Raw genomic sequence first — 26,942 nt, 5'->3', positions numbered from 1 at the left:
TATTAATGATAAAAATTAAAATAAGGATCATTTTTTATGAGACCAAATCTATCTATCAGCATGATGCTTGCGACGGCAGTGGTTGGCTTCCAGTCGAATGCGCAGACTGTAGACACAACAGATGCTCAATCCAAGGCTGAGGCTATTGCACAACAGAAACAATCTATCGCACTACAAATCAGTGCTCGCTATGCGGATCTTGAATCTTCAATCAAGTCGCAAATTAGTGAAGAGCATCTCTCCGCACCTTTGAATAAACTACAGTCTGCTCAGCCATACTCTGCGTTTAGCCAGAAAATGCAAAAAGCGGATCGCAGTTATCGTGCAATGAAAGGGATTAGTGAGTACAGCGACTCAATAATGGAGCTACGCATTGCGGATGCTTCTATGGTGAAAAACTGGAAAGAGGGTCAAAGCCCACTGTTTGCATTCGAGCCATCGGGTGATGACTCTAATTGGCAATATATCGAAGCGTATGATGTTTATGGCCAAGTTCATGAGTTGGACGTCTATGAGATGCCTGATGTGCCTGTACTGGTTGTGGACAGTAATGGTGCAGAAGAGCTGCGTGCTGGCTTGATGGCCATGCAAGCTGAGATGAAGCGTTTAGGTCAGGATACCGAGCTCACAACCAATGATGTAGCGCCTAAGCCCGTTACAAAGATGGGCAAAATGAGCCGCTCGGTCATGGCTGCTGATGTTGAGCCTCTTAATACCACTCAGTTGACTAAAATTCGTTTGAATGACGACCAAGAGCCTTGGATTTCAGGCAAAGCTGAAGTCTACGCCATTATTACTGGTGTCGATCCAAGTCGCGTTGAGCCAGAAATTGATTTAGTCGAAATGCCTTACCTTGATTACGATGGTCAAGACTATTATCCAGGGCAGACTATGATCCTTTGGCCGCGCTATCGTTGGGGCGCTGTTGACATGATTCTGATGGAACAAGATGACGGCACTGACTATAAAGAGCTTGCTAAATTGTTGGTGAAAGCGGCAGAAGAAATTCTGAAAATGATCCCAGATCCAGAAGTTCAAGGCTACGCCATTATTGCTCAGATTACTGGTAAGATCATCGATGTGATTCCTGATGGCTTACTAACCAACGATGATGACTATGTCGATGTTTATTACACCTTGATGCAGAATACAACATATGTTGATCGTCCTGGGGCTGGTGGTAATGCCATCGCCACCTTCAAACCAGTGACCATTTCACCGACGGAATAATTGACAGTATTCTGATTTTCACACAAGGGCGTATATTTGAAAGGATATACGCTCTTTTTGTATTTATATTTTGTATGTAATGAATTCATTCATTACCATTTTTTTAATGGTGAATGTTATCACTTAATTAGCTAAATTATTCTTGACGTGAATGCAACTCTATATTTATATTCATTGTGAGTGAGTGTTATATTTGTGTTTTTTATTGTTTTGTTTTATTTATTTTTTGTGGTTATTATTTAATGTTACCTAGCTCTTATTATTCAAAAAAAATATCATAATCATTATCTTTGAATATTTATTAGCATTCATTTTTACTATTGCAATAGTTAATTTTACTTGCAGTGAAATCTATTTTTGTCGATTTATATATGGTTAGATATCCTTATATTGCTTATCTCTAGTTATTATGTCGCGTTGCCATTATCGAGCTTGAAAATATAATTTAGCCACTTTTTTGCAACGTCACATCGGCATCATGTTGAGATACCCATATATAACTAAACTTTTTCTCACCATCATAACCATTTTATCACTGAGTTCTTGTGGAGGTGGTGGAGGTGGTGGTGATTCGTCACCACAGTCCAGAGATACAGGTACGGTTTCCGGGATAGTGTTTGATGCACCCGTCTCTCAAGCTGTTGTTACCGCCTACGAATATCAAGATGGTAAAGTCGGTCGTAAGTTAGGCTCTGCCACTACGACAGCATACGGTGAATATTCGATTGAAGTCGATGCGGCTTCAATGCCTTTGTATATAGAGGCGAAAGGGGGCGCTTACAAAGACCCTCTGACGGACGAGGTGATAGAAACCAGTGAAGGTAAACCGATTCGGATAGTTAGTGTTATTAACTATGGTGAAGGGAATGATCAAGATGTGATGCTCACTCCATTGACTTATATGGTGGCTGGCCTTGCAGAATATAAGATCAAACAAGGTGAAGAAGCTTCAAGGGCTGTAGATGATGCACTCAATACGATCAATGCTATGTATGGGTTCAATGTCAATTCCGTGAAGCCTATTGATATTACCAAAGAGGGAATCAGTGGCTCTGCGAGCGATGGACACCTGTATGGTGCATTGTTGACCGCTTATTCTTCCTATGCCTATGACTTAATTGGTGAAAGTGGTAATGCGGGTAACGTTTATAGTTCGTTGAACCTGTCTGATATTGGTTATCGAGACATTGTTGCTGATGGGCTTCTTAACGGTTCGGAGCTTATTGGGTCGTTTGATGAAGATATTTATTTTGGTGAAGAAAAAGTGACACCTGATACTTATACCAATCAAATGGCAGAACATACCTTAGTGGTTGTCAGTGATCCTGACCTGAACGTTTCCAATACTCCGGTTGAAGATTATCTGGTGATGGCTGAGCACCTAAACGCATTAGGTACCAATGGTTCAACCGACGGTGCGATTCCTGCGCGTGAAGAAACGGTCATTGATGAGGAGCCTCCGGTTGCGATACGAGACGGGGATGGCGTGCTTAAAGGCACAGAGTCCATTGATATCACTCTGACTGATACGATTGGTATCCAGTCGGCGGAAGTGACATTAAAGCACAAGTTTGATAGCGGTGAGCAATGGACTGATGTGATATGTTCTGCTGAACCAGCTGAAGGGGATATCTGTTGGCTTGATACAAGTGAGTTTGTTGAAGGGCCAAGAGAAACAAGTTTAAAAGTTTACGTAGACACAGAACAACTGGACCCAGAGAGTGTTGAGGCCTCACCAGAAGCGTATTTGTTGATTCATGCTACTGATGTTCTCGGCAATGGAGATGGACCCCAAGCAGGGTCTCAAATTCCATTTGAGTGGGACAATATCGCGCCTATCATTGAAATCACTTCGGCTGAAACTATCAATAGTGAAGCTGAAAGCTATGTTCTTCAAGGTTTGGTCAAAGAAGACCCCAATTTATTAAAAGATGGAAATGTACTTGTTTCTTTGTCTAATGGCAAAGCAGAGCCTTATAGCTGTGAGGAAGTTTTTGGGGATGAAATTTGGTGTAAGTTTGAGACTGTTGGTTATTTAACGGATAGTTTTGGAGAACAAGCAAATTTTGAAATTACAGCCGAAGACATTCACGGTAACGTTGGTACTCATAACTTTACATTATATAACGATAACACCCCACCAACGTTATATTTGGAATACCCAAACGTACTCTTTGACTTTGAAAATGAGCAAGGGGTTGTTTATGAACGTGAGTATTCTGACATTACATACAATAGTGACTCAGTAGAAACTGCTACAGAGTATCTTAAAGTGCTGTACGATTATGCTTCAAAGGGCTTAGCTATCACTATGGGAGAAATTGATGATGATCTGGAGTTTACAGATTTCATCGCACAAGATCTCGTAGATCAATCGGTTCCATATGTAGCAGTGACCATCACTGACCAAAATGGTTCAGAAACCTATGGCTCCTCAGCAGAGAACCTCACTTTGAGAGTTAAATATTACTCCAAAAAAGAAGGTGAGGATGAATACCATCAGCACATCACAACAGAGCAAGTAGCTAGTAAAGCTGAACCAGGTGAAAACAAAGGGATCCCTTTTAAAAAGTTAGAGCATGAAGCAGACGGTACAGTGCCTCAAATGACGTATTATGTCCCCTATGTTAAAGAGGTTCTTGGGGTCATTTATGGAAATAAAACACCTCAGGATAGACAAAAATTGGTTATTTCGACTTTAGATGCGTCTGGCAATGAAAGTGAACCACAAGAAGTCTATTACCGAACTTCATTTGATATGCCTGAAGTGACGATTGTTACTCCCTTTATTGATGCTTCAGTGAGGTTAGAAGGTTTGAGTGATCTTGGAGCCTTTAACTACATAGACTCATGCGACACTGTGCAAGTGGATGGTCAAAAGGATGTTGCCAGCTGTACTATTGCTTATGATTCGTCAGGGTATGAGTTCTTTAGAGTGTACTTAAGTGATAAGGGGGGAGAAACACATTATTATCAATGGAGCAATAATACGTTTACGAAAGTTACTATTCCCGATACTGGGGATATTGGAGCGTATTTTTCTGCAGTAGATGAGAATACCGTCTATATAACTGAATTCTCTAGCTACCACACAGGTTTATTTGATAGCCAGTGGGATAAGTTAGATGGAGCGGATAAAACCGCAGGCACCGCCCGAAAAATTTTAGCTGATGTTAATTCTGCTCTAGATTCGCAACCAAACTCTATGCTTGGGTTTGATCCTGTTACGACGAAATATGCGACCAACAAAATGTTAGAGGATCCTTTGCCTGAACCTCTTTCAGATGAGTATATCTACCGTTTCTTACTCGAAAGCTTAACCAATATGGCGGAGAGCCAGTCGGCTAATTCGTTGAATTACGCCTTAGCCTTCTATCAAGACTTATCGCATGATGGTAAGGCAAATGGAGAAGGCAGCAGCGGCAGCATAAAGATTGGCAATTATGAGCTGTCTTCAGCCACGTACCGTGAAGAGCTTGCTCAAGGTTACTATGATGTGGCACATGGAATGCACAATGTAGATTCTATGGAGGCACTTGAGCAAGCCAACCATTTTGCGACAGCGAACCCAACATTTTCTGGTGAGGATATCTTTGATGATGAAGGTGGCAGCATTGATCAGGAAGCACCGTCGGTCAATGTGACGCCGAACCTAATACAACAGGAGGGAGCTTATACCGAAGCGGGAGGAACCGATTATAACATCGCAGGTAAAGTCCACTCGAAGGTAACGATCGAAGATATCGCCACAGTTAATGAGCGGAAGACAGAATTGTCAGCCCACTGGGTGAATGACTCAAAAAAAAAGACGTTGACCGATATAGAATTTATTCTCAATAACGATGAATCAACGGAGTATAAAAAAGTCTACGATTTCACGATTGATTCTCTAGCCTCTGATTTCTCGGAAGCCGAACGATTTGAAATTGTCGCTAAGGTGGAAGATGGATTCGGCAATTTTGAAGGCCCTTATGTGGCATCAACTTATTATGTAGATAACGAACCACCTGCGGGCAGTATTACTGCAGTGGCTCCTGAGCATCCAACTGAAGCTGATAATGTAATTGTAACACTACAGTTCGAAGAACCAGTGAAAGCAGTCACTGCAACATTTGACGGCATCGATATTGATTTTGGTGAATCTCAAGACTTCAAAGAGCTCTGGACTGGGACAACATCGCAAGTGATTTCACTTAATCCTAATGAGAATTCGAAACAGTTAGTGGTGAGTAACTATCACGATGAACTCAATAATGTTGGTGCGGAGTTCTCTGAGGACATCATTGTTACGCCGGTCATCACAATCGATAACGTAACAGAGGATAACATCGTTAGTGAGGGTGAAGATGACGTTACAAATATAACCTTTAGCGGGACAACAACAGGCTTTTTAAAAGATAGTGAACTTTCCGTCAAAGTGGTTTCAGACAAGCGCCCGAATATCGATAAATTTGAATTCACCGGGGTCAAGGTAAACCAAGATGGTACTTGGTCAATACCGAATCAAGATATGTCCAATTGGGAAGAGTCGGACTTCATAATTGAAGTGAGAGGCCGAAATAGTGGCGAGTCTGAGGAGGTGGTTGAAGAAAAGAATTCCGAATACATTGACAGTATCAAACCGGAAGTCCTAGATTCTCAAATTTCCATGTCTGGAACCACAGGCACTATTATGTCTGCCCACTCGGAAGAGGAAGTTTTGATTGATGGTGAAGTAGCGACCGTCACTCTGACCTTCAGTGAGCGAGTGAGCCAACCAGAAGCAGTTCTGAACGGACAAGTGATTACCTTTAGCCAGCTTGATGACGTTGCCAAAATCTGGGTGGGGACGAGCCCAGAGCTTATCCTTCCGGATAATTCATCCACATCAAAGCTAGTTGTAACAAATTACCAAGACACAGCAAGTTCACCGAACTTAGGAGACAGTTTTGAGAAACCGGTTGATGTTAAGCCCGTCATTACCATACCGAATATTGATGATTTATCGACCAGTGAGGCTGATGCCTTTGTTATATCGGGGAGTTCAAAAGGCTTTGAAGATGGCGCAGAGTTGAGCGTAGCCGTTTCGAGTGATAATCCACTTAATGATGAATTAGATCTGACCGCAACAGTGAGTGAGGGGGCTTGGGCAACCTTACCGCAAAACCTCTCATCATGGGAAAGCGGCACCTTGAACATCACGGTTAATGGTATGAATGACCACTCTCACGCCGCTGACGAAGCAAGTCAAGATGTTGAGTTGCAGGATGATATTGTGCCTGAGGTGAGTACTATCATCGTGAACTCAGGAGATCCTATCATCGATAACCAAACGGCCTTCGTCAGTGTGACTTTCAGCGAGCGCGTGGAGAATGTTGTTGCAAACGTTGACGGTGTGAACGTGAATTTTGTCTCTCGAGACGGGGCGAAGACGGTATGGGAAGGGGCCACGTCGGATGTGGTGACAGTGAACGCCAATGAAATGTTCAAAACCGTGACCGTAACGCAATATCAGGATGCGCAAGGCAATAGCGGGCAGGAAGACTCAACAGAAGCTCCCGTGAAACCCGTGATTGAGATTACGGAGCGAGGTGGGCCCATCGATGAGCAAGAATCCCGTCAGCTAGTGATTGAGGGCACGGCGCGAGGCTTTCAAGCGAATGATGAAGTGACGGTTGTAGCTCGACTAAGCGGGAGCGCCCAGGAGCACCATTTTGAAGAGACGGTCGTAGTAGCACAAAATGGTGCTTGGAGTACTTCACCGCAGAATATACGTGATTGGCCAAGTGGTGATATTAATCTCACGGTTGTTGGTCTGAACAATAATGGTGTGGCAGCGGATACCGCGACAGATACCATTACTTACACCGATACCACACTACCTCAATTGGTCGGTGAGATTGCCTTTGAACCAGTGGTGCCAGAGGATGGTAAGAAGGTCACGATTACAGCGAACTTTAGTGAACTTGTAACGAACGTGACGGCGACCGTGGGCGGTGTGGATGTGGTCTTCACCGGTAACGAACCCGCCCAGCAGTGGGTAGGACAAACGGAAGAGGCTGTTACCCTATCGTCCAATGACGACACGATTACCGCGGTGGTGAATACTGGCTATAAAGATATCTCGGATAATATCGCTGTTAGTGATAAAGAGACATCGACAGTGGTGAAACCCATCATCCTTATCTCAGACATCGATGACTTAACGACCACTGAGGCACAGGACTTTGTGGTATCTGGCTCGGCACGAGGGTTTGAGAATGGCGCTGAATTAGACGTAGTGGTTTCAAGCAACAGCCCGCTTGGTGAGACATTCAGTGATACTGTGACAGTGACCGAAGGTGCTTGGGCAACGACATCAGAGGACATCTCATCATGGGAAAGTGGCATTTTGACTATCACGGTCGATGGCTCGAATGAAGGTGGCCAGGCGGCGTTGCAAGCGTCTCAGGATGTGGGTCTGGAAGATGATATTGTGCCTGAGGTGAGTACTATCAGTGTGAACTCAGGAGATCCTATCATCGATAACCAAACGGCCTTCGTCAGTGTGACTTTCAGCGAGCGTGTGGAGAATGTTGTTGCAAACGTTGACGGTGTGAACGTGAATTTTGTCTCTCGAGATGGGGCGAAGACGGTATGGGAAGGGACCACGTCGGATGTGGTGACAGTGAACGCCAATGAAATGCTCAAAACCGTGACCGTAACGCAATATCAGGATGCGCAAGGCAATAGCGGGCAGGAAGGCTCAACGGAAGCTCCCGTGAAACCCGTGATTGAGATTACGGAGCGAGGTGGGCCCATCGATGAGCAAGAATCCCGTCAACTAGTGATTGCGGGCACGGCGCGAGGCTTTCAAGCGAATGATGAAGTGACGGTTGTGGCTCGGCTGAACGGGAGCGCCCAGGAGTACCACTTTGAAGAGACGGTCGTAGTAGCACAAAATGGTGCTTGGAGTACTTCACCGCAGAATATCCGTGATTGGCCAAGTGGTGATATTAATCTCACGGTTGTTGGTCTGAACAATAATGGTGTGGCGGCGGATACCGCGACCGATACCATTACTTACACCGATGCCACACTACCTCAAGTGGTCGGAGAGATTGCCTTTGAACCAGCGGTGCCAGAGGATGGTAAGAAGGTCACGATTACAGCGAACTTTAGTGAACTTGTAACGAATGTGACGGCGACCGTGGGCGGTGTAGATGTGGTCTTCACCGGTAACGAACCCGCCCAGCAGTGGGTAGGACAAACGGACGAAGCCATTACCCTGTCGTCCAATGAAGACACTATTATCGCGGTGGTAAATGCGGGCTATCAAGACCTCTCGGGTAATGAAGCGGGCAGTGATAAAGAGACATCGACAGTGGTGAAACCTGTCATCCTCATGCAGGGTATTCCAGACTTGTCGACCAACGAAGCACAGGACTTTGTGGTATCTGGCTCGGCACGAGGGTTTGAGAATGGCGCAGAATTAGCCGTAGTGGTTTCAAGCAACAGCCCGCTTGGTGAGACATTCAGTGATACTGTGACAGTGGCCGAAGGTGTTTGGGCAACGACATCAGAGGACATCTCATCATGGGAAAGTGGCATTTTGACTATCACGGTCGATGGCTCGAATGAAGGTGGCCAGGCGGCGTTGCAAGCGTCTCAGGATGTGGGTCTGGAAGATGATATTGTGCCTGAGGTGAGTACTATCAGTGTGAACTCAGGAGATCCTATCATCGATAACCAAACGGCCTTCGTCAGTGTGACTTTCAGCGAGCGTGTGGAGAATGTTGTTGCAAACGTTGACGGTGTGAACGTGAATTTTGTCTCTCGAGATGGGGCGAAGACGGTATGGGAAGGGACCACGTCGGATGTGGTGACAGTGAACGCCAATGAAATGCTCAAAACCGTGACCGTAACGCAATATCAGGATGCGCAAGGCAATAGCGGGCAGGAGGACTCAACTGAAGCCCCTGTGAAACCCGTGATTGAGATTACGGAGCGAGGTGGGCCCATCGAGGAGCAAGAATCTCGTCAGCTAGTGATTGAGGGCACAGCGCGAGGCTTTCAAGCGAATGATGAAGTGACGGTTGTGGCTCGACTAAGCGGGAGCGCCCAGGAGCACCGTTTTGAAGAGACGGTCGTAGTAGCACAAAATGGTGCTTGGAGTACTTTACCGCAGAATATTCGTGATTGGCCAAGTGGTGATATTAATCTCACGGTTGTTGGTCTGAACAATAATGGTGTGGCGGCGGATACCGCGACCGATACCATTACTTACACCGATGCCACACTACCTCAAGTGGTCGGTGAGATTGCCTTTGAACCAGTGGTGCCAGAGGATGGTAAGAAGGTCACGATTACAGCGAACTTTAGTGAACTTGTAACGAATGTGACGGCGACCGTGGGCGGTGTAGATGTGGTCTTCACCGGTAATGAACCCGCCCAGCAGTGGGTAGGACAAACGGACGAAGCCATTACCCTGTCGTCCAATGACGACACGATTATCGCGGTGGTGAATGCGGGCTATCAAGACCTCTCGGGTAATGAAGCGGGCAGTGATAAAGAGACAGCAACTGGGGTGAAACCAGTACTGTCTCTAGATACCGTGGAAGGTAACAATGAGATTGACTCTGAAGAGGCCAAGCATGTGGTGATCCAGGGTACGGGCATTGGTTTCGCGGGTGATACGAAAATGATTACCGTTACAGTGACCTCGCAAGAAGAGCCATCTTTTATTTGGCAAGAAACAGTGTCTATTTCCGAAGCTGGAGTTTGGGCCACGAACAGTGGTGGTCAGGATATCTCTGATTGGCCAATGGGGCTTATCACTGTTGAAGTCACTGGTACAAACCAGCAAGGGATTGCCGCAGAGCTCGTGACTAATAGTTCGGTATCCATTGTAGATACTTTACCTCCAACGGTAACGGAAGTGGAGTCTCTCACGCCATCTGTGCCAGAAGAGGGTAGCATAGTGAGCTTAACGGTTAACTTCGATGAGCCTGTAAAAGGGCTCTCCGGGAGCTTTGCTGGAGTACCTATGACCTTTACTAAAGTCACTATGGGTGATGATATCTCCGAGCAGTGGGCAGGCCAAACAAGCAGTGAGATTAATTTAACGCCCGGCAGTGCGACGGAAGAGTTTGTATTAAACACTTTTGAGGATGCTTCAGGCAATACTGTAGGGCAAGTGTATAAAGAACCGTTTTTTGTTAAACCACTGATTGAAATCGAGCCAGTAACAGGTGATAGCGTTATCGATGCAGGTGAAGCTGGCGAGTTTTACATAACGGGTCAATCCAAAGGTATCGAACACAATGGCACGCTAACCGTGAAAGTTAAGCGGAACTTTAGTACCAAGCTTGATGAAGTTGTTACAGTAACATCGGATGGCTCTTGGTCTACTGGCAAAATAGATGCGACGAACTGGAACTCCGGAGAATTTGAAGTGCAGGTTTCAGGTAATAACAGTGGAAATGTGAGCGCAGACCAAGCGACTCAAACAATTACCGTTCAATAATTACTCACCTCTCCTGAGATTAAAAAGAGTAAATACCCAGTGTATTTACTCTTTTTTATTAGCCTTTTTTGCAAGAAAGTTGGCTACCTGATTCTGCCGTCATTGAAATTGTGTTTTCATTCACTGCCTTTAATTTCCACTTTTCGGTTACGGTAGGGGAAAGTTCGTCAGCGAAAACTTTCCGCAACTCGTCAGGCGAGTTGTCTGAAAAAGTGGTTTCCAGCTTATCAATCACTTCTAGCAGGGTCGCGTTGCGTTTCATCCACTTCCCGTTACTGAGTATATTGACGTCATATGTGCTATCGGTATCTAAATTGGTTATTTTCAGCAGTGACTCTTTTTCATAGTGTCCATCTTCGAAGTAATGGACGTTGTCATTGTATTTGAGGTTAACGAGTTCGATGGTCGATTCTGCGGAGCATTGCCACTGACCAGAAATGTCTTGTTCAAACTTTGGTGTGGTAACGCAGCCGGATATGGCAAGCGTAGCGATTAGAATAGATAGCGATTTCATGGTTTTAATATTCCGAGCCAATACGTCAGTGGAAGTGTATTGGTATTTGTATTGATTATTCATTGACGGGATTTTATCAGTATTGCTTATTCTGATCGATATTGATAAATCACAAATCTATCAAATGGTTAGTCGTAAAAAAGCCAACCTTACGGTTGGCAAAGAAGTTACAAAGGACAAATGGTTAAATCGGCTTTGTGGCCGAATTCAGCCAATTCTGGGTATCTGAGTCCAAATAGGGGCTGAGTTGTTCAAGGCATTGTTGATGGTAAGTGTTGAGCCAGTGCACCTCGTCTTTCAACAGCAACGATTTATCCAACATGTTAGTGGCTATAGGCGCTAAAGTTATGGTTTCGAAGCCATAAAACGTCCCAAACTCGTTTTCTTCCAGTTCAACCACTTTGAGGATATTCTCAATGCGAATTCCATACTGACCTTGACGATAAACGCCCGGCTCGTTGGTGATCACCATCCCCGGTTCTAGCGCAACTTCTGCTGGGTTTTGAGAGAAGTTCTGCGGTCCTTCATGGACATTCAGACAGATGCCAACGCCATGTCCAGTACCACATTTGTAATCTATACCGTGTTGCCACAGAACGCCGCGTGCCATGATATCCAAATTAGCGCCAGTGGAGCCTTTCATAAAACGGGTTTGGGTGAGACGAATCACGGCCTTGAGCACTAAGGTGTAGTCGCGACGTTGTTGCTCCGATGGCTGACCAAAATGGAAAGTGCGGGTTATGTCTGTCGTCCCCCCTAGGTATTGACCGCCTGAATCGACTAGAAAGAACTGGCTTTCATCAACGCGGTAATTGCTCTTATCGTCGGCAGCATAGTGCATTTTCGCGCCATGTTCGGCGAAACCTGCAATGGTTCGAAAGCTCTCTCCAATATAGCCGTTAATTTCCTTGCGGTATCCCATTAAGGTTTGTTCAGCGTTGAGCTCTGTCACCTTACCGCTGGGTACTTGCTCGTCTAGCCATTTCATAAACCTGACGACGGCGGCGCCATCTTTGCGTAACGTCTCCTCCATGCTGGCAAGCTCAGTGTGATTCTTACGTGCTTTCATAGCAGTGACTGGGCAAGCCATATTGAGCAAACGTACTTGAGAAGGAATGTGACTGATCAACAAACTGTCGGTGTTTCTGCGATCATGAATGAGTACTGAATCAGGAGTGAAAGCTTTTAACGTCTTGCTAAGCTGCGTGTAATCTTCCATCTCTATACCGTGCTCGGTCAGAGTAGCGATCACGTCAGATGTCAGCTTCTGCTTGTCGACAAAGAGTTGGCATCTGTTAAGGGTAATCAGCAAATAACTTTCAGAAATTGGACAGTACAGGGTATCCCCGCCGCGAATATTGAGCGCCCACATTACATCGTCAAGCGTGGAAACGAGCAGTGCATCAGCCGCTTTTTGTTTGAGTACACGACGAATTCTTGTGATTTTTTCACTTGCCGTTTGTCCTGCAAATTCGAGTGGATGATTGAATAAAGGCGCGTTCGGTCTTGCAGGGCGGTCGGCCCATATTGGGCTGATCAAGTCCTGATCAAGTACCAGCTGTATCGACTTGGCTTTAAAGGCGGCTTTCAACTCCAGATAAAATTGCTGGCTGATGCTTCGTCCATCAACACCTACTCGACTGTTTTGCTCCAAACTGTCCGCGAGATACTGTGCAATGGTAGGAGTTTCCGGTAAACGGGCTTTAAACAAGGTTAATCCTGAGCCCTGTAATTGCTCGGTAGCTTGGATATAGTAGCGCCCATCTGTCCACAGACCGCCGGATTTTGTCGTGATGACGGCGTTACCCGCTGAGCCAGTGAAGCCTGAAATCCACTCTCTTGCCAGCCAGTAATCTGCCGAATATTCGCTGGAGTGTGGGTCATTGTTTGTCACTATGTAGGCGTCAAATTGGTGCTCAGCCATTTCCTCGCGGAGAGCATTAAGGCGCTGAGCAACGGTTGCTAAGGTCATGGGTTATAAGTTCCTATTTGTGTATGAGTACAGAAAATTTGATGGTCTGAATGTCCGCTAAGTGTGGGTTTCTGTTGAGCGCACTGGTCACTGGAATCCGGGCAGCGCGTTCTAAACACGCAACCACTTGGCGGATTGAGAGGTGAGGGAAGGTCGCCGGGCAATAGCTGAACGTTCCTCTGTCTTGCCAAAGTAGGGTTGGCAACTGGGACCGCAGATAACAAGGCTTTGGTATAAGGGTGATGAGCGTCATCAAAGACTTTGTCGTATCGGCCAATCTCCATCGGTTTACCCAGATACATCACCATGACTCGGTCACTGATGTGGCGCACCACGCTAAGATCATGAGCGATCATCACCATGGTTAGTCCCATCTCTTGCTTAAGATCATCAAGAAGATTGATGACCTGCGCCTGAATAGAAACATCCAGTGCGCTAACGGGTTCATCACAAACCACAAGATCGGGCTTGAGAATCAACGCTCTGGCAATCCCAACTCGCTGACACTGGCCACCTGAAAACTCATGGGGGTAGCGGTTACGCTGGCTGGCTAAAAGACCGACTTTATCCATCATTTTAATCACGCGCTGCTCCACTTCTGAGCGCGACAGGCTGGGCTCGTGAGTCAATAGAGGCTCGGCAATACACTCTGAGATAGTGAGCCTAGGGTTGAGGCAGGCCGATGGGTCTTGAAAGACCATCTGAAACTCACGCCGTTTATCGGCGAGTTGATGTTTCCCCAGCGCTAACAGATCTTGTCCTTTCCAATGCAACTCCCCGCTTGAAGGTTCAATGAGCCTTAATAGCGCTCGCGCCAGTGTTGATTTACCGCAACCCGATTCGCCAACAATACCGAGCGTCTCGCCACGATAAACATCGAGGTCGATGCCATCCACCGCTTTGACCACTTTGCGCTTACTCGGCAGGATGTGTTTGTTGATGTTAAAGTGCACGCGCAAATCACGCGCTGAAAGCAATACTTGCTGTTCCATGTCGCTCTCCTATGCTCGACGCGCTATCTGAGTAACGGCCTGAGGTCCATTAACATGACAAGCCAGAGATTGATGTTGAGATAGTGACCGAAATGGTGGTACTGACGCGTTACATTCTGGTCGATAGTGATTGCAGCGCTCTTTAAATGGGCAGCCTTTACGCTCTGTGAGAGCGCTAGGTGGGTTACCGGGAATGGTGGGAAGCCTGTCCATATCTTTAGTAATGGAAGGGATGGCTTCGAGTAGGCCTTGGGTATACGGATGAGCAGGATGGTTGAACAGCGAATCTGTATCCGCTTCTTCCATCTTCTGCCCACCGTACATAACCAACACCCGGTCGCACATCTCAGCAACCACGCCCATATCGTGCGTAATCAACAAAATTGCCGTGTGAAATTCAGACTGCAGATCGCGTAATAGAGAGAGAATCTGCGCTTGTACTGTGACGTCCAAAGCGGTGGTGGGCTCATCAGCAATCAGAAGCTCCGGCTTACACAATAAGGCCATCGCGATCATCACACGTTGTCGCATGCCACCAGATATCTCGTGAGGGTATTGAGCCATACGTGTGGCGGCGGAAGGGATCCTCACGGCATCAAGCATGGTGATCGCTTCACGGTTGGCATCACTGCGGTTCATGCCTTTGTGAACCATCAACACTTCAGCAAGTTGCTTGCCGACTTTCATAAATGGATTGAGTGATGTCATCGGATCTTGAAAGATCATGCCGATTTTTTCCGCGCGAATGTGGTTAAGCTGTTTTTTGGACATGCTGAGTAAGTTCTCGCCATGAAAACTCGCTTCACCCGAAACAATACCGTTATCGGCAGTCAGACCCATCAAGGCAAAAACGGACTGACTTTTCCCTGAGCCAGACTCACCAACAATACCCAGTGTTTCACCTTTGTGGATGTTGTAGGACAGATTACTGACGGCATGAACTTCACCATCAGGTGTTTTGAAACGCACATTCATATCTGTGATCGATAAAATACTCATGGGGCCTCCTTAGCGATCTTTAGGGTCGAGGGCGTCTCGCAGCCCGTCACCGATGAAGTTAAAGCAAAACAGGGTGGCGACTAAGAATATGGAAGGGAACATCAGTTGCCACAAAGCCACATCAATGGTCTTAGCGCCTTCCGCAATCAGAATGCCCCAGCTCGTATCAGGCGGCTGAACGCCGAGCCCGAGAAAACTAAGGAAGGATTCAAACATAATAAAACCGGGCACCATAAGTGAGGAGTACACCATCACAATGCCGAGTACGTTAGGCAGTACATGGCGGCGAACGATAGTGAAACGGGAGACACCAATGGAATGGGCGGCTTCGATAAACTCGCGTTTTTTAATACTAAAGGTCACGCCGCGAACAACGCGAGCAATCCCGAGCCAAGACACCATGCCAATCACAACAAAAATCAGATAGATGTTGTTGCCGAACAGGGTGACAAACAAAATGACCATAAACATGAAGGGTACTGAGTCGAGTACTTCAATGATTCGCATCATCACACTGTCGACCATGCCTCCGATGTAGCCAGATAACGCTCCCCACGCCGTGCCGATAATCACGGCAACCAGTGCGCCCATAAACCCGACCATGATTGAGAGACGCCCACCTTGCATGGTGCGGGCAAAGATGTCCTGACCAAGATCATCGGTACCAAAGTAATGACCTGAACTAAACGATGGTTTACCTAGCTCATAGGGATCGACGACGACATTCCAGTCAATCTCATCATGGCCGAATGCCGCGACCTGCGGGCCAAAAATGATGCATACGATGATAAACATCAAGACATAAACCGACGTCATGGCGGCGCGGTTTTTACGAAAACGTGTCCAGGCATCTTGCCATAGACTCCGGCCTTCAACCGCTTCAATCTGAGCACTCATTTGCTCTGTCAGTTCCGTGGCATCAATGCGTTTGGTTAACATAGCAGCGCTCCTAAATTCGAATACGTGGGTCGATGATGGTGTAAAGGATGTCGACCACCAAATTAAAGAAGATGGTCAAAGAGGCGACGATCAGCGTTATGCCCATCACCAAACCATAGTCTCGGTTGAGGGCACCTGAGACAAAATGCTGCCCCATGCCGCCAGTGCTGAAAAAGATGTCGATGATGACCGAACCTGTTACTACCGCGACGAAGCTGGGGCCGAGCATGGCAATGATAGGGATAAGTGAAGGGCGCAGCGCATGATGAAACAGAATGTAGCTGGTCGACAAGCCTTTCGCCTTTGCAGTGCGGATGTATGGCTGATTGAGCGTCTCGATCATGGCACCGCGCATCACGCGCGCAATGCTGGCAACGGATCCAATCGCCAAGCTCAACACGGGTAAGATCAAGAAAGAGAGCTCACCCCCTTCCCACCCACCGGCGGGTAGCCAACCGAGCTGAATCGAGAAAATCGTGACTAACACCGGAGCCAACACAAACGCAGGGATGACCACTCCTGTCATTGAAAGTGACATAAGTAAATAGTCAACTTTTCCATTGCGGTTTAAGGCGGCGATGGTGCCAAGTAACATGCCTAATGGCACAGAGATACAAAACGAGATAACACCAAGGATCGCCGACACTGGCCAAGATTGAGCAACAAGCTGAGTGACGGTGAAATCCTGATAGACAAAGCTTGGGCCGAGATCGCCTTGAAGGAAGTTAGTGATATAAATGAAAAACTGAACCAGAAAGGGTTCGTTCAAATGAAATTTAGCTTCGATATTTGCCCGTACCACTTCTGGCATTGGGCGTTCCATATCAAATGGGCCGCCGGGCGCGATATGCATTAACCAAAACGACACCAGTGCAATAAACAGCAATGTCGGTATGGCAATCAAACAACGGCGCAATATGTACAACAACATAGCCTCTCCTTGCTTAGAAAAGCCCGAGCTTTAGGGGGGAAGTGACAGGCCCGGGCAAACTCGGGTCAATGTGCTTTCACATAGACATTTTTGCGGTAGTAAGAGGATTCTGGATTGGTACGCTCATAGCCACCAATGTAATCCTTGATCAGGTATTGATCGTTGCCATTGCGGTACATAGGGATGATCGCCATGTCCTGAATCAGAAGCTGTTCCGCAGCCATGTATTCCTGTGATGGGTCACTGAGGCTCTTCGATTCAGCCATTAGGCGATCATATTCTGGGTTGCTGTACTTAGAGTCATTGTATTCACCGGTCGAGACAAAGATGTCCAGCCAGGTTGAGGCTTCGTTGTAGTCGGCGGTCCAGCCACCACGGTTAATGTTGCCCGGATCTTTCAGCGCATAGAATACCTTTGGCTCAAGTTGCTTAATTTCGACTTGTGCGCCCAACACACTTTTCCACATGCCCGCCATCGCGGTGGCCATTTTGACGTCTTTAGAAAAAGTCGGCACGGTGAAAGTGAGCTTAAGCGGATTGCTCTTGCTATAACCCGCTTCTCTAATCAGCGTTTTAGCCTTGGCGTTACGTTGTTGCTGAGTCCAAGTTGCGAATTCCGGTGTGTGAGATTTGAAACCATCGGTTTGAGGGGGAACCAGAGTAAACATTGGAATGCCGCCATTTTTGGCGATGGCTTTTGTGATGATGTTTCGGTCGATAGCGTAGGAGAGTGCCTGACGGACACGAAGGTCTTTGGTCGGGCCCTTACTGGTGTTGAGATAGTAGAACGTCGAGCCAAGTGATGCACTGGTGTCGGCTACCTGCTCAGGAAATTGTTTTAGAAGCTTGTTCTTTTGAGCCGCGGGAATCGACAGAGCTTGGTCTATTTCGCCGGCTAAGTAGCGGTTTAGTGCAACGTTGGCATCTCCGATGGGTAGCCAAGTGATTTGGTCGAGTATGACGTTGTCAGCATCCCAGTATTTGTCATTTTTTTTCATCACCATTTTTTCGTTTACTTTCCACTCCGACAAAGTGAAAGCGCCATTGGTGACGATGTTTTTGGGTTGAGTCCACTCGCTGGCGTATTTTTCTACCGTGGCTTGGTGAACTGGTGCAAGGACAGGGTGGCTCAGAAGTTTGATGAAGAACGGCACCGGCTTTTCTAATGTCACTTCAAAGGTGTGATCATCAATGGCGCGAACGCCTAAGGTGTTAGCTGGTGCTTCACCTTTCATAATCTTGGCGGAGTTTTTGATGCCGGGAATCGCGGCAAACCAAGCATAAGGTGATGCGGTTTTCGGGTCGATAAGGCGCTGCCAGCTATAAACAAAATCGTGTGCCGTTAATGGGTCACCATTCGACCACTGAGACTGACGCAACGTAAAGGTGTAGACAGTGTTGTTGTCATTCGCTTGCCAGCTTTCAGCTATGCCGGGAATAGTTTTGCCTTGTTTATCCTGTACTGTCAGGCCTTCAAACAAGTCTCGCCCTAAATTGAATGCTGGTTCTGCGGCCTGTTTTGCCGGATCAATTGAGGTGACCTCTGCCCCGTTGTTTAAAACAATCTCTTGTTTGTCAGCGAGCTGCGTTCCTGATGGGTATGGTTTGGCGAGAGCATTGCCGGCCAATAATGCCGTGGCAATAGCACTCAGTGTGATCAGTTGTTTTGCTTTCATAGCTTCCTCGTAATGTCCTTATCGGATGAAATCCCTATCATCTGAAGGGAGGGAAATCAGACACTCAAAACGACCGGAGTGGCGAGTACTGCACAGAGTGAAAGGGATAGATAAAATGTATATTGTATAAAATACTTCAACAATCGATATTTAACATTATTGTAACAAGGTGGCGATTTTAGAGACTTGCGGTCTTATAAAATGAGACTGAGCGAAAAATGAACAAATGAAAGTTTGAGAATGAATCCAGAGTCACAGAAAGTTGAGGGAAGTGATACTTCAAACGTACTCTGGCCCTAGCGTCTGCGGAATTTTGCTGAAACCTGTTTAAGCAGCTCCCCATCTATCTCTGGTAGTCCGTCCGAGAAGTAGATCTGCTGACCGGGCGTCATTCGAAACAGCACATTGGTGAACTCACCCTCTTCGTTGGCGCAATTCGCCGCGTGCATTTCACTGACTTTACGATCCACTTCCTGTTCGAGTTTGAGCCTCTGGTCTTGGGTCAAACGCACTCTGGCCTGACAAACTTGAGAAAGGGTTGAGTCTTCCATCGAGATCGTTTCAAAACGGCGCTTGAATAAGGTATCGAGTGCAGTGCCTTCTTCCATGATAAATCGCCTGCCAGAGCGATACACGATCTTGTCACCGTGCGCTTCCAGATAGCCAAGGATTTCAGCAATGCTCAGGTAGAATCTCAGGCTGGTATCTGAGAGTTGATACTGCTCGGCAATTTGTTGCGGTGTTTGGTTACGTGAGGTAATGAGGTAGATAAAGTCGAGAAGGTAAGGGTGTTCAACAAACAGAGCGTTTTGCTCATCAGAGAGGAACTGCTCATTGTCTCGTTGGATCTGCACCGCCAATTGCGTCAGTTCCATCAGATCACTATTGAGGTGATTGGTGTACATCAGGATCTTGTCCAGACCCAATGAAGGATTATGCAAATGCCGCTTTATAGTCGAAAGCGGCACGCCGGTTTTCTCAGACAATTCGCTATAGCACAAACCTTCGTTTTTGATTTTCTGGCGGATGGCAGCCAGCAAAAATTCTGGTCCGATATGCATGGGTTTCAGCCCTGATTGTTTTGGCGCTCGATAAGCAAGTTGCGAATATCAGCACCTGCTTCGAGGATGTGTTTTTTCAGCATGTACTTCGCCCCTTCAATATCACGGTTCTGGCACATTTCCAGCAGAGCGACATGCTCCTTGTCGGCTTTGACGATGCCTGATGTAAACAGAAGCTGCATACGAATATAGCGGTCGCACTTGGTATTCAGGTTGTAGATCACATCCATGGTTTCTGGCATTTCAGCGGGCTCATACAAGGCTTTGTGCAACTCATAGTTGTAGTTGCTCCACTCTTCCACTTCGTCTCCGCGGCTGACAACATCTTCAAATCGCTGACGAATTTCATTCGCTTTGGCAAGATCTTCATCGGTCATTTTCTGGATAGCACGTTCCAGAATAAAGCATTCTACGACGGCGCGCAGTTCAAATAGCTCATCAATCTTCTCAGGTGATAGCTCGGTAACAGTGGCACCTTTATGCGCCTCAAACGCAACCAGCCCTTGAGCTTCTAACTGCATCAGAGCTTCACGCACTGGAATTCGGCTGACGTTGAACTCTTTGGCGAGGGCATCTTGACGTAGGGGTTGGCCCGTCTTTAATTCCCCTTTGAGGATCTTGGTTCGGATCGCTTCTTCGACCAACTGCGTTCGAGTTTTAAAAACAGGTTTTTGCGACATCCAAGTCTCCGCTCACATCATTCTTATTCAATATTTTATTCAATATACCATTAGTGTCCGGCATTGCGACCCTTGCAGCCGTTCACCTGTTTGTTTTTTGGGATGGGTCAAAACAAAAAGGTACCAGCTGGTACCTTTTTGAACAGTGACTACTGACCATCTACAGTCCGACGCACGTTAAGTGGGTTTGCTTGCTGTAGAGCTTTAGGCAATAACTCGTCCGGCATGGATTGGTAAGCGACCGGACGCAACCAACGTTTTATCGCTTCCGCCCCCACTGATGTGCTTGCTGGCATGGTTGAAGCTGGGTAAGGGCCGCCGTGCACCATGGCATAGCTGACTTCAACCCCGGTTGGCCAGCCGTTAAATACTAAGCGACCAGCGACTTCTTCAAGCTCAGTCACCAGTTTCGCTGCGAGAGCATAATCTGCTTCTTCTGCCTGAATGGTAGCCGTCAGGCTTCCGGCCAGATTCTGGCTCAACTCAAGCATGTCTTCGGCGCTTTCACATTTGACGATAATGGATTGAGGACCAAAAATTTCTTCCTGCCATTGTGGGCTGCGTCGCCACTGTTCACTGGTGGTTTCAAATAGATACGCGGGTACACCTTGTTCAGGCTGGGATTGGGTGAGTGTCAGCCCTTGCTCGCGAGATCGCAGCTCACTTTGTTGCAGATAACCCTGTTTGATCCCTTCTGTAAGCATGATCTGCCCAGGCTGGTTTTGAATCCCTTGGCGTACCGACGACAGGAATTGCGTGCCAGCGTTATCATCGACGATGAACACCACTGCAGGCTTAGTACAGAACTGGCCGCAGCCCATATTCATCGACAGCAGATATTCTTCGGCTAAAGACTGGCCATGCTGCGCCATACGTTGGGGGAGGATGAAGACAGGGTTGGAAGCGCCCAGTTCACCGTAAAAAGGAATCGGCTCTGGACGCTGCTGCGCAATATCGTACAGTGAACGTCCACCAACAATCGATCCGGTAAAACCGACCGCCTTGATTTTAGGATGAGAAACCACGGACTGACCTAACTCATGGCTGGTTCCTTGCAGCAGAGTAAACACCGCTTGAGGCAAACTCATCTCATCCAATGCTTTGGCAATACATTCAGCGACTTTTTCACTGGTGCCAGGGTGTGCAGGGTGCCCTTTGACGACCACTGGACAACCCGCTGCCAATGCTGACGCACTATCCCCGCCGGCCGTGGAAAAAGCGAGAGGAAAGTTAGAGGCACCGAAAACCGCAACCGGGCCAAGAGCAATGTTCTGACGGCGAATATCCGGTTTTGGTAGTGGCGAACGTTGAGGATCTGGGGTGTCGAAAATCGCTTCCTGCCACAAGCCACTTTCTACGACATTGGCGAACAACTTAAGCTGTGCAGTTGTACGGCTTAGCTCTCCGTTAAGTCTTGCAAGCGGCAGTGCTGATTCAAGATGAGCTCGTTCCACAATACCTTCTCTGGCTTGCTCCAGCTGGTCGGCGATATTGTGTAACAGCTTAGCTCGAATCGCTGGGGAGGTTTGGCGAAATGATTTAGCCACCTCAGCCGCGGCATTGGCCGCAAAGTCGACATCAGATTGCTGATGCTCTGGAAATTGTCCTTCCAATACCTGCTCGTTTGCTGGATTGAGGGCAGAAAAAGTGCTGGTTTTACTCATGGTCGTGTCCTGTTGATCTTGGGCTATTTAAGTTCAAATCCAAATGCATATGGGTCGTTATCATCCACCCAGATGGTGTTGTGTCCGGTAACCTGCGCCCAGCCTTCAATACTGGGTAAGATGGCTGCTTTCCCATTGACTTCCGTAATGCCTTCGATGCGGCCAGTAAACAGGCTGCCAATGATGCTTTCATGAATAAAATCATCACCTTGCTTTAGTTTTCCTTTCGCGTGCCATTGTGCCATTCGGGCGCTGGTACCTGTGCCGCAAGGGGAACGATCGAGAGCTTTCTCACCATAGAAGACAGCGTTGCGAGCGGTAGCTTGGGGCTGAGTTGGTGAGCCAGTCCAGAGTACGTGTGAGACACCACATACTGTTGGATCGTCGGGGTGGATGCATTCAACAGCATTGGATACGGCTTTACGTACCCGAGGGCTAAACATCAGGATTTCGTCTGAGGTGTAATGCTCCAGGCCCAGATAGTTTTCCTGAGGATCAATGATAACGTAGTAATTACCGCCATAAGAGACGTCAACGGTGATCTCGCCAAGGCCTTCCACATCGACGGTGACATCTTGATGAGCAAGATAGGCAGGCACATTGAAGATCTTCACAGAAGTGATCTTTTCGCCATCGCGCTGATAGTGCACTTCTATCTGACCTGCCGGTACGTCAAGGATCAGTCGGCCTTCTTCTCTTGGAGTAATCAATTTTTGTTCTAATGCTGAGGTGACTGTGCCGATTGTGCCGTGTCCACACATGGGCAGGCAGCCACTGGTTTCGATAAACAAGATCGAAGCATCAGCGTTTTCGCTACAAGGTGGCAGGACAACAGAACCAGACATCATGGCGTGACCACGTGGCTCAAACATTAAGGATTGGCGGATCCAATCATAATGTTTAAGGAAGAACTGCCTTTTCTCACTCATTGTTTTGCCCTGCAGTGGCGGTACGCCACCCGCAACCAGACGCACCGGGTTACCACAGGTATGTGCATCAATGCAGAAGAAGGTTCCTTGTCTCATTTCTCGCTCCTTGGATACGAAATTGGTTGAACTGCTTTGGAGGGATGTTATCGTGATGTTAAGTATATTTTATACAATTTCTTTTTTGAAACGTGATAAGGAGCAAAATAAATGGTGAACAAAAATTCCTCACAAGCGCAAAAAATTGCGGTCATTGGTGGTGGTATTATTGGGCTGTGTATTGCGCTCAAGCTGCAAATGAATGGCGAAAAAGTCACGATATTTGAGAAAGACAATGCGGGAGAAGGATGCTCTAAAGGCAACGCTGGCCACTTCGCAACGGAGCAAGTTTTCCCATTAGCAACACCGGCACTTATCCCGCAACTTCCTAAGATGTTATTGAGCCCATCAAGTCCGGTTTCTATCCGTTTTCAAGACATCCACAAAACGCTGCCATGGATGATTCGCTTTCTGATGAAAGCGAGAAAATCTGCCACTGAACACGCGACTCAAGCATTGACTGAACTCAATCGTTCGGCGATGGAAAGTTGGCAACGCTTGTTAGAAGAGATTGGGTTGAGTCATCTGATCGTGGATGAAGGCTCACTACTTGTTTTCGAAGACTCTCAGCTATTTTCGGCTTACCAATCCACTTTGAATGCCATGGATGAGCAAGGAGTGAGTTATCAGGTTTGGGATAGAAAAACGGTACGAGAAAAAGTGCCTAAACTTTCTCATTCGGTGAACCACGGTGTGTTCTTTCCAAGAACCTCACATAGCTTGAGCCCTTATGATATGTGTGTTGAGCTTAAGTCTTACTTTCAGGGTTTATCGGGGGAGTGGAGAAAAGGGGAAGTCGAAAACATCCAAGAAAAGGACGAGAAAATGGTCGTCACCGTTCAGGAACGTTCGCAGAGTTTTGATAAGGTCATAGTTGCCACAGGGGTAGAATCTGCTTCCCTAGTTAAGCAAATGACGGGAATAAAAGTGCCACTACAAGCGGAACGCGGCTACCATCTAATGATGCCAGATCTGGCGAAAACTCTGCCGTTTCCGGTGAGCTCAGCCGACAGAAAGTTCATCATGACGCCCATGCAGAATGGGTTGAGATTAGCGGGCACTGTCGAGTATGCTGACCTAAATTCACCCGCTAATATGCGCCGCGCAACCATGCTAAGAAATCTTGCGAAATCGGTGCTTAAACCAGAATGTAATTTGGAAAATACAGGAACATCCTGGATGGGAAATCGATCTTCATTACCGGATTCTTTACCTGTGATTGATAGCCTGAAAAACGGAAAAATGCTGTTTGCTTTTGGTCATCAACATCTGGGGTTGACTCAAGCGGCGGTGACTGCAGATTTAATTGTTCAACTTCATCGTGGCGAGCAACCACATATAAATTTAGCGCCATTCTGTCTAAATCGATTTGGCTAAAAAATTTTAAAATTTAATATTGTATAAAATATACTGCTGAATTATGTTAATGCAAAGTTAAACGAAGATGGGTGTATTCAGAGTTATAAAAATTTTGGGGGGAACTCGGCAGAGCAACTCGGATAGACGTTCACACAAGCAACCTCACTCATGTTTCGACAGAGAATGGAAAATCTCTGTCCTGTTTTTGGAGGATCTATGATTAATATCGACGCGCAGCAAATCGTCAATTGTCTTTCGATGCGAGGACTTATCGAATCGATGCGCCAAACTTACACTGAGCAGGCAACCATTCCGCAGCGTCGAGTGATGCCGCTTGAAGACGGTAGCTATGACGCTTTTGCTCTGCTTCCTGCATGGAGCGAGTCGCTGATCACCGTTAAAGCGTTCACGTATTTCCCTAACAATGCTGAGCAAGGCAAAGACAGTCTGGCGTCGAAAATTCTCGCTTTTGATCGCGCTAACGGTGAGCCGCTTGCGCTACTCGATGGCAAAGTGTTGACCTTCTGGCGCACAGCGGCGGCGTCAGCGCTCGCGGCGGATTATCTGGCCAGACAGGATGCAAGCAGGCTGCTGATTTGCGGCACTGGAAATCTCGCCCCATACATGGCGTGGGCGTACGCAGCAGTACGACCTTTGAGCAAGGTATTGGTTTGGGGACGCGATGAAGCAAAAGCTCGTCAGACGATTGATGAGATTTTATCCGCTAGTGAATATCAAGCGCTGCCTGAATCAAAACGTTTTAGTGTTGAAGTGGTTGACTCTGTCGATCAAGCGCTGAGTGAAGTGGACATGGTGACATGTGTAACAGGTGCGAGTCAGCCGCTATTTAATGGTCGAAATATCCAAGCTGGCACACACATCGATCTGATTGGCAACCACGACAAAGACAAACGAGAGTGTGATACGCAAGCGGTCACTCGCTCCACCGTATTTGTCGACAGCAGAATCAACGTACTGGCGGAAGCCGGCGATCTATTGATCCCTATTGAAGAAGGTGTCTTCAGTGAGCAACAGATAAGTGCGGAACTGCCTGAACTGTGCAGTGGGCATCATGTTGGTCGCGAAGACTCGCAGCAAATCACTCTCTATAAATCCGTGGGCAGTGCATTAGCGGATTTAGCTGCAGTGAAGTTTGTTTTAACGCAGAAACAGGTTTTTTAACTCTGAGTGGCATGACTACTCATCACGTGGTTTCGGCCGCTATTTTAAATTGCATACAATATACAAGTGGAAGGTTATTGATGAACGTAGATTGGAAAGGTGTATACCCGGCAGTAAGTACTCAGTTTCGCAAAGATCAGAGCATTGATTTAGATGCGACACAAACAGTGATCGACAATCAGATTAACGATGGTGTCAATGGCATCATCTGCCTTGGAACCGTGGGTGAGAACTGTGCGCTGTACCCAGATGAAAAACGTCAGGTGCTTGCAGCAGCACACGAAGTGGTTGCAGGTCGAGTGCCCCTGATTGCGGGCACTGCGGAGTCGATTACATCGGCATCAATTGATTACATGCAAGATGCGCAAAAGATAGGAATCGACGGTTGTATGGTGATGCCTGCCATGGTGTACCGTACTTCAGACAGTGAAACGGTCGATTACTACTCCACTTTAGCGCAAGCGACTCCGGAAATGCCCATCATGATCTACAACAACCCGGTCTCTTATGGCGTTGACGTTAACCTAGATTTGATGGAGAAACTTGCTGAGTACGACAGCATTGTTGCGGTGAAAGAGTCAACGACAGATACCCGCCGCATTACTGAACTCTACAATCGATTTGATGACAGATTCACAGTGTTCAGCGGTGTGGATGACATTGCACTAGAGTCGTTGATGCTGGGGGCTACCGGTTGGATATCTGGTCTGACAAACGCATTCCCAGAAGAGTCGGTAGCGATCTATAAGTTAGCCAGCCAAGGGCGCTACGCGGAAGCGCTGGAAATTTACCGTTGGTTCCTGCCTTTGTTGCGTCTGGATACGATTCCGACTCTGGTTCAGTGCATTAAATTAGCTGAACAGGTTTGCGGCCGCGGATCCGAGCAGGTTCGAGCTCCTCGACAGAATCTAAAAGGAGAAGAGCGCGCTAAAGTGATCGCTATGGTTGAGCACGCTATTGCTACGCGTCCGGACCTAACTAAATACCAACTCTAACTCCTAATTGGGCGGTACAAACTGCCCATTTCATTCAGTCACGCAAGGAGTTGTACCAAGGTACAAGTTATTTAGTTACGAAAAATTATGACCTTAAATGAAATGTCATTAATAGCAATTTGTGATCTTGATTCGTGTAATTAAACCAATATTGGCAGTTCAATCAGTTAATGAGGATGAGTTCACGGTTTTTCTGAATAGTAAATTTACACTGCAAAAAAATAACAGACGCAGTAAAA

The 26,942-nt window shown here is 47.0% G+C and carries 16 protein-coding genes; 5 read left to right on the top strand and 11 right to left on the bottom strand.

Annotated features, from left to right (window positions below; translation table 11 throughout):
* Positions 1-36 precede the first annotated feature (36 nt).
* Together CTT30_RS21530 and CTT30_RS21525 are read left to right on the top strand one after the other, a co-directional pair.
* A complete protein-coding gene (locus tag CTT30_RS21530; RefSeq protein ID WP_252036953.1) occupies positions 37-1,230 on the top strand; it encodes a DUF3103 domain-containing protein in 1,194 nt (397 codons plus the stop codon).
* Positions 1,231-1,687: 457 nt separating this feature from the next.
* Positions 1,688-10,714, top strand: a complete 9,027-nt coding sequence (locus tag CTT30_RS21525) for a tandem large repeat (protein WP_252036952.1) — start codon at positions 1,688-1,690, stop codon at positions 10,712-10,714.
* Between the two features lie 58 nt (positions 10,715-10,772).
* On the opposite strand, the gene CTT30_RS21520 is transcribed toward CTT30_RS21525, so the two are convergent.
* The 11 genes from CTT30_RS21520 to CTT30_RS21470 form a co-directional block, all read right to left on the bottom strand.
* Positions 10,773-11,291 (bottom strand): regulatory protein ToxS, encoded by a 519-nt coding sequence (locus CTT30_RS21520; RefSeq protein ID WP_252036951.1) that lies wholly within the window; start codon positions 11,289-11,291, stop codon positions 10,773-10,775.
* Between the two features lie 121 nt (positions 11,292-11,412).
* Positions 11,413-13,200: an aminopeptidase P family protein gene (locus CTT30_RS21515; RefSeq protein WP_252036950.1), complete on the bottom strand. Its 1,788-nt coding sequence runs from the start codon at positions 13,198-13,200 to the stop codon at positions 11,413-11,415.
* On the bottom strand, positions 13,197-14,192 hold the full coding sequence (locus CTT30_RS21510; RefSeq protein WP_171348758.1) for an ABC transporter ATP-binding protein: 996 nt from the start codon (positions 14,190-14,192) through the stop codon (positions 13,197-13,199). The genes CTT30_RS21515 and CTT30_RS21510 overlap by 4 nt, the downstream gene beginning before the upstream one ends.
* A gap of 9 nt (positions 14,193-14,201) precedes the next feature.
* A complete protein-coding gene (locus tag CTT30_RS21505) occupies positions 14,202-15,191 on the bottom strand; it encodes an ABC transporter ATP-binding protein (protein ID WP_252036949.1) in 990 nt (329 codons plus the stop codon).
* Positions 15,192-15,200: 9 nt separating this feature from the next.
* A complete protein-coding gene (locus CTT30_RS21500; protein ID WP_006960247.1) occupies positions 15,201-16,130 on the bottom strand; it encodes an ABC transporter permease subunit in 930 nt (309 codons plus the stop codon).
* A gap of 10 nt (positions 16,131-16,140) precedes the next feature.
* Entirely contained in the window at positions 16,141-17,061 is a 921-nt protein-coding gene (gene oppB, locus CTT30_RS21495) for an oligopeptide ABC transporter permease OppB (RefSeq protein ID WP_006960248.1), read from the bottom strand.
* A gap of 65 nt (positions 17,062-17,126) precedes the next feature.
* A complete protein-coding gene (locus CTT30_RS21490; RefSeq protein ID WP_252036948.1) occupies positions 17,127-18,737 on the bottom strand; it encodes a peptide ABC transporter substrate-binding protein in 1,611 nt (536 codons plus the stop codon).
* A 296-nt stretch (positions 18,738-19,033) separates the two neighbouring features.
* Complete coding sequence (locus tag CTT30_RS21485; RefSeq protein WP_198562564.1) at positions 19,034-19,798, bottom strand: transcriptional regulator; 765 nt, start codon at positions 19,796-19,798, stop codon at positions 19,034-19,036.
* A 5-nt stretch (positions 19,799-19,803) separates the two neighbouring features.
* Positions 19,804-20,478 carry a GntR family transcriptional regulator gene (locus CTT30_RS21480; RefSeq protein WP_006960251.1) on the bottom strand — a complete coding sequence of 225 codons (675 nt, stop codon included), beginning with the start codon at positions 20,476-20,478 and terminating at the stop codon, positions 19,804-19,806.
* Between the two features lie 149 nt (positions 20,479-20,627).
* The gene (locus CTT30_RS21475) at positions 20,628-22,142 is read right to left on the bottom strand and encodes an aldehyde dehydrogenase (NADP(+)) (protein WP_252036947.1); all 1,515 of its coding nucleotides are present in this window, start codon (positions 22,140-22,142) and stop codon (positions 20,628-20,630) included.
* A 23-nt stretch (positions 22,143-22,165) separates the two neighbouring features.
* On the bottom strand, positions 22,166-23,167 hold the full coding sequence (locus CTT30_RS21470) for a 4-hydroxyproline epimerase (RefSeq protein ID WP_239874352.1): 1,002 nt from the start codon (positions 23,165-23,167) through the stop codon (positions 22,166-22,168).
* Positions 23,168-23,278: 111 nt separating this feature from the next.
* Between CTT30_RS21470 and CTT30_RS21465 the strand changes: the two genes are divergently transcribed.
* From CTT30_RS21465 to CTT30_RS21455, 3 genes are all read left to right on the top strand, one after another.
* The gene (locus CTT30_RS21465) at positions 23,279-24,544 is read left to right on the top strand and encodes an NAD(P)/FAD-dependent oxidoreductase (protein WP_252036946.1); all 1,266 of its coding nucleotides are present in this window, start codon (positions 23,279-23,281) and stop codon (positions 24,542-24,544) included.
* A 198-nt stretch (positions 24,545-24,742) separates the two neighbouring features.
* The gene (lhpI, locus tag CTT30_RS21460) at positions 24,743-25,708 is read left to right on the top strand and encodes a bifunctional Delta(1)-pyrroline-2-carboxylate/Delta(1)-piperideine-2-carboxylate reductase (protein ID WP_252036945.1); all 966 of its coding nucleotides are present in this window, start codon (positions 24,743-24,745) and stop codon (positions 25,706-25,708) included.
* 80 nt (positions 25,709-25,788) lie between these two features.
* A complete protein-coding gene (locus CTT30_RS21455; RefSeq protein WP_019275367.1) occupies positions 25,789-26,703 on the top strand; it encodes a dihydrodipicolinate synthase family protein in 915 nt (304 codons plus the stop codon).
* Positions 26,704-26,942 lie beyond the last annotated feature (239 nt).

This window comes from Vibrio coralliilyticus (assembly GCF_024449095.1).
GTDB lineage: Bacteria > Pseudomonadota > Gammaproteobacteria > Enterobacterales > Vibrionaceae > Vibrio > Vibrio coralliilyticus_A.
Note: the sequence above shows the minus strand (reverse complement) of the source record. Positions and strands in the feature narration are given on the sequence as shown.